At 55.3% G+C, this 4,580-nt stretch carries 6 protein-coding genes; 3 read left to right on the top strand and 3 right to left on the bottom strand.

What is annotated here, in order from left to right; translation table 11 throughout:
- Nucleotides 1-166 precede the first annotated feature (166 nt).
- Both ABRP93_RS11370 and ABRP93_RS11365 read right to left on the bottom strand, forming a co-directional pair.
- Nucleotides 167-505, bottom strand: coding sequence for an ImmA/IrrE family metallo-endopeptidase (locus tag ABRP93_RS11370; protein WP_349887995.1), 339 nt, complete (start codon nt 503-505; stop codon nt 167-169).
- A complete protein-coding gene (locus ABRP93_RS11365) occupies nt 498-989 on the bottom strand; it encodes a hypothetical protein (RefSeq protein WP_349887994.1) in 492 nt (163 codons plus the stop codon). The genes ABRP93_RS11370 and ABRP93_RS11365 overlap by 8 nt, the downstream gene beginning before the upstream one ends.
- 431 nt (nt 990-1,420) lie before the next feature.
- Between ABRP93_RS11365 and ABRP93_RS11360 the strand changes: the two genes are divergently transcribed.
- From ABRP93_RS11360 to ABRP93_RS11350, 3 genes are read left to right on the top strand one after another with little or no spacing between them, the layout of a single operon-like run.
- Nucleotides 1,421-1,798, top strand: a complete 378-nt coding sequence (locus ABRP93_RS11360; protein ID WP_349887993.1) for a hypothetical protein — start codon at nt 1,421-1,423, stop codon at nt 1,796-1,798.
- On the top strand, nt 1,798-2,733 hold the full coding sequence (locus ABRP93_RS11355; RefSeq protein WP_349887992.1) for a ParB N-terminal domain-containing protein: 936 nt from the start codon (nt 1,798-1,800) through the stop codon (nt 2,731-2,733). Before ABRP93_RS11360 ends, ABRP93_RS11355 begins: the two co-directional genes overlap by 1 nt.
- Before the next feature lie 2 nt (nt 2,734-2,735).
- A complete protein-coding gene (locus ABRP93_RS11350) occupies nt 2,736-3,257 on the top strand; it encodes a hypothetical protein (RefSeq protein ID WP_293947720.1) in 522 nt (173 codons plus the stop codon).
- A gap of 486 nt (nt 3,258-3,743) precedes the next feature.
- On the opposite strand, the gene ABRP93_RS11345 is transcribed toward ABRP93_RS11350, so the two are convergent.
- Nucleotides 3,744-4,238 carry a hypothetical protein gene (locus ABRP93_RS11345; protein WP_349887991.1) on the bottom strand — a complete coding sequence of 165 codons (495 nt, stop codon included), beginning with the start codon at nt 4,236-4,238 and terminating at the stop codon, nt 3,744-3,746.
- Between the last annotated feature and the right edge of the window lie 342 nt (nt 4,239-4,580).

Raw genomic sequence — 4,580 nt, 5'->3', positions numbered from 1 at the left:
GTTCATGCCGAGCTCTGCTGATGCTTTGTTCAGCGAGAGGTCCTCGTTGTTCTCATAGAGGGCTACGGCATCGCGTTTGAACTGTTCGGAGTACCTGGACATGATGGTAGATTACCTTTCTTCCCAGCTCGACTGGGCTGGATATCAGGTGTCCACCGAATGGGGGTCAGGTCCGGGTGACTTCGAGGTCGTCGGCTATGGCTGGTAGGCGGTCTTGGTGCCATATGGCGGCAGCTTCGAATTCCACTGGGGATATGAGTAGCTGTGCGGCGTACTCGTCGGCGCGGCGTTCTTGGCGTTGGTCGAAATAGCCGTTACCGGTTGGTAGGTCACCGTGCGCGGCGTGGCCTAGTTCGTGGGCTAAGACGCTGCGGTATTGGGTGCAGGATTGACCACGCCGCGTGCTTATTACCCGGTGTTGGTGGTCGTACCAGCCGGGCGGGCCGCCTGTGTGGCGTTGCAGTGTCACGCCTAGTGCATCCGCTATTCGGTGTAGGTCAGTCATATTCACCATCGGCATCCTCCCTTTCCGCATCTTCGTCTGGACCGCTGTACGCCACCGCACCAAAAGGCATTGAATCAGACGAGCCCGACACGGAGGTCTCTACCCTGCGCGACGCTAGGTCATCGCGTTCGAGTAATGCTCGAGCGGCGCCGCCAAGTTCTATCTTGTCTACGTTGCTTAGAGTGTCTTCAGCCAATCGGTAGACCAGGTCTTCGATGCTGGCGGTGGCGAGAAGTTTGGTATCGCCTTCTAAAAAGTCAAACACCTCACTCCGGGTTAGTTTGTCGAGTTCTACGAGAGCATCAACGGGGTTGATGTTGAGACCGCGTGAAATAGCGATTATGTCCCCTGCTTCGAGCCCGTTTTTCAATCGGAGATTCACGGTATTTCTTGAAGTTTTGAGTATGTCGGCCATGTCTTGGGCGGTGACACGTCGGCCGGCGAGGCTGGCGAATACGCCTTTTACGTCTGCTGGAGTTGTCATATAGCTAACTGTAGTGCACAAAAAAGTTGTCAGCAAGTGGGGGTATAGCTGGGAAAAGGTAATACGGGGGCACCCGCATGAATTACAACCTTGTCAATCAAGCAATGCATGACATACCATGTTGTCACACCCGATAAACGAGAGAAGGAAAAGACAATGTTTCTTATCAGTCTTGACGAGTTGGACCGGGTAAAGCGAATTAATCGTCTATCTACCGCAGTAGACCTCGCAAACCGCACTGGCTTATCGCGAAACACCTGGAACAGCGCAATCAAGAACCGGAAACCGACCCCACAAATACTAAACGCGCTCGCAGAACTAGGCGCCGCACCGGACCGCATCTTGGTCAAACACGACCCCGAAGAACTAGCGGCATAAGAAAAGCCCCGCCGGAGCGGGGCCAACAAGGAACTTATCTAGGAGTATACAACATGGACCGCAGGATTGAACAGGCCCGTGAGGATTGGTTCGCTAACCATCCTTTTGACCCAAACAAGCATTCCGTCCTAGCGCACGACAAGGACGGACTCCCAGCCGGATTTTTCACCCTTCCTGACATGGGAGACATGAGCGTCGTATCCCTGAAATACGGTTATGAATTCCTTGCAGCTGTACGCACCGATGATGACGTTGATGAATGGCTGGCACATATTAACCGAACTGCCAAGTCCCCTGACCTCGCAGGAATCATGCTGGCGCACGCTTTCCGAGGAATCGCCCCCATTATCGTCCAAATCATCGACAACGACCCCGGACTAGCCGAAACCATGAAAACCATCTCTGTCCAGGGATGGGGGCAGGATTTCTAATGCACATCAAAGGTAATCACCCATATGCTGACGCCTTCCCTATGGCGAGCGAAGAAGAGCTAGGGGAGCTGGCTTCGTCTATTGCCGCCGTCGGTCTTATCCACCCGATTGTTCTCACCCCGCAGGGTGAGGTGCTTGACGGTCGGAACCGTCTAGCGGCGTGTGAGAAGGCAGGTGTTGAACCGGCTTTCGAGACCCGCGATGGTGACGATGATGACTACAAGGAGTTCGTCATCGGGGCAAACACGACCGGGCGTCGTGAATCCATGACGACTTCAATCGCAGCAGCTTCCTCTGCGCTCATCCTCGGTCGCGGACGAAGGAAGAACGGTCGATGGATACGCAATACCAATAGTGGTCAGGCTTCTCATAATGGACCCAGGTCCGTTATGGATGATGGTCTTGCAAAAGCTCTGCAAAGAGCCGGCCTAGTGCTCGACGAGTTTGGCCCCAGAGGGCTAGAAGAAGTACGGAGCGGGTATCCGCTAAAGAAAAAGTGGGCGGAGGCAGGGAAGCTCAAGGATGAGCGTGAGCAGGCGGAGGCTCGCAAGGTCGAAGCTGAGCGCCAGGCCGAGCAGCGTGAACAACGCGCCCAAGAGTTCTTCGAGAATGACGCTGCCGCACGCGAATGGTTGGATTCAAAGCCGGATGGCGCCTTTGCGAACATGCGCGCCGCCTTCTCCGCAATCCAAGAAGAACGTGAAGAAATCCGCCAAGCAGAGGAAGCTCGCCGCGAAGCGGAAGAAGCCGAACGCCGGGAAACCGAGGAACGCATCAACCGCCACGCCCGCTACGTCGAAGTCTTCGTGACGAACTTCGGCACCGGACTCGACATGGCGACCAACCCGGAACGCAACGAAATCCTCCAAGCCTGCGAACCACGAATCCGCGACCGGTTCCTCGAAATTGAAAACACCTACCTGAAAGGCAACTAACCATGTCGCTCCGAGATGAACTCCGCAACAAACTGAACAATGCCCGCCCGGAACGCTACGGCGAACAAGAGCGCGACTGGGTTGACGATGTAGCCGATGAAGTCAACCTCGGTGTGGAGGAGCTACGCACCGCAGCTCGCGACTACGTACGCAACCTCGCCCGTGATGTGGAAGGCAAAGCAACGAAGGCTGGAAATAGTCTTATGCGCCAATTTTACCGCACTGGGCAGTTGCCTCTCGATTGGGATGTGACTGGGCACCTACCGATTTCTGTGGAGAACACCGTCACCAACGGCGGACAAGTCAAGACGGTGAAGGAACGCGTAAAGCTCGCATCTGCAACCGCCCGCGACTTCGAACTGTGGGCGGAAGCAGAAGACCGAGCGCGTAATCGTGACTTCGCCGCCCGTGGTGAGGCGGTGCAGGGCGCGCAGATGATTGCGGCGCAGATGCGCGCCACTGGTGCGCTGACCTTCGCGGTGTGGGCGCGTGAGTTCGCTCCGGTGGAGGATTTAGCCGCATAAATCAGCCCGACTTAGCAGGCCTGGGGAGTGCGAGCCTCCCCACGGGCACGGGGACCAGTGTGTCCCAAAGTTTCGTCAAGGTGACTTAACCCCCAAGGGGTTAGGCCTGGGCGGAAAACGCTGTATTGAGAACTTTATAGAGAGCCTATCCCGGCAGAGAACAGTAGCCGGGCCGTGTCCCTGTGGGACTACTTACTAGTGCGAGCGCGGGGCTTAGAACGTCATGACCACTAGTGCCGACAGGCTGAAACCACCTGACCGCCGTAGCGGGCCAAGGGTGAGGGAATACCACGTAAGTGGGCACGATAAACATTTTGCCGTGGATTAGCTACTCCCTGGGTGCGAGTCCTGGGCGCGGCGCTGGCCTCATGGTTTGTGAGGTGAATTGTCAAATGTAGAGGAGGGAGGTGCTGATGATGGTTGCATTGATTATTACCTCTGCGTGTGCCTTGGTTTCTTTGGGGTGCGCTATTTACACGAGCTATATCAACCGGCATTAGCGGTTGTTGTCTTTTGTTGTTCTTCTCCGTCGCTGTCTGTCCAGCATAGGATGTATTGCCCGCGGTAGCCGAGGAGCACTTCGAGGGAGTCGCCGTGGTGGAGGGTGGTGGCGGGTTCGGCGTGCATGTAGGCTGCTTGGTCGTCTCTGGTTGCGTTGATGCTGACGTTGGTGATGGTTTCTCCGGTTTCGTTGGTGACGAAGTAGAGATGATTGTGTTCGTGGTTGAGGGTGACGTTTCGTCGGTTTGCTGCGGCTAGTTTCTTTGTGAATGCGGAGATTGTTGCTTGTGCTTCGGCGATTTTTCGTTGTTCTTCTGCGGCTTGTTCCGCGCTTTGGGCGGCTCGTTTGGAACTTTCTGTTGCTTCTATCTGTGCTGATTCTGCTGATTTTCGTGATTTGGTTGCTTCTGTTGCTTGCCAGATTGCGATTATGGCGGAGATTACGGCGATGACTGTGGAGGTGATTTCGAAGGCGGTCATTCTTTTATTCTATCGAGCGTCTCCGGCTGTTTTGGAGGCGTTGTTGAGCGCAGAGTAGTACATGTTTCACTTTCATTTTTACCTACTACCGGTGGGTTAGTGATTGTGTGATTTTCAAAAGCTACCAGGGTGCAACTCCCTGGCTGCGCACTAGGGGTTGTCAACGGCGGGTTGGACACTGACCGTCTTAAGGGCAGCATCCCAGGTTTTGGTGGTTGAGCACTTGCCGCTGCTGCGCTCTGTTGTCCTGCAACCCCTTTATTTTTAGGACCTGACCCCCAGATGGTGGACACCTTGAAACCAGCATCTCGCTGGGGAAGTGAGGTACCTTTCCACCATGCC

Origin of the sequence: Corynebacterium sp. KPL2850 (assembly GCF_040225855.1) — a bacterium.
GTDB lineage: Bacteria > Actinomycetota > Actinomycetes > Mycobacteriales > Mycobacteriaceae > Corynebacterium.
Note: the sequence above shows the minus strand (reverse complement) of the source record. Positions and strands in the feature narration are given on the sequence as shown.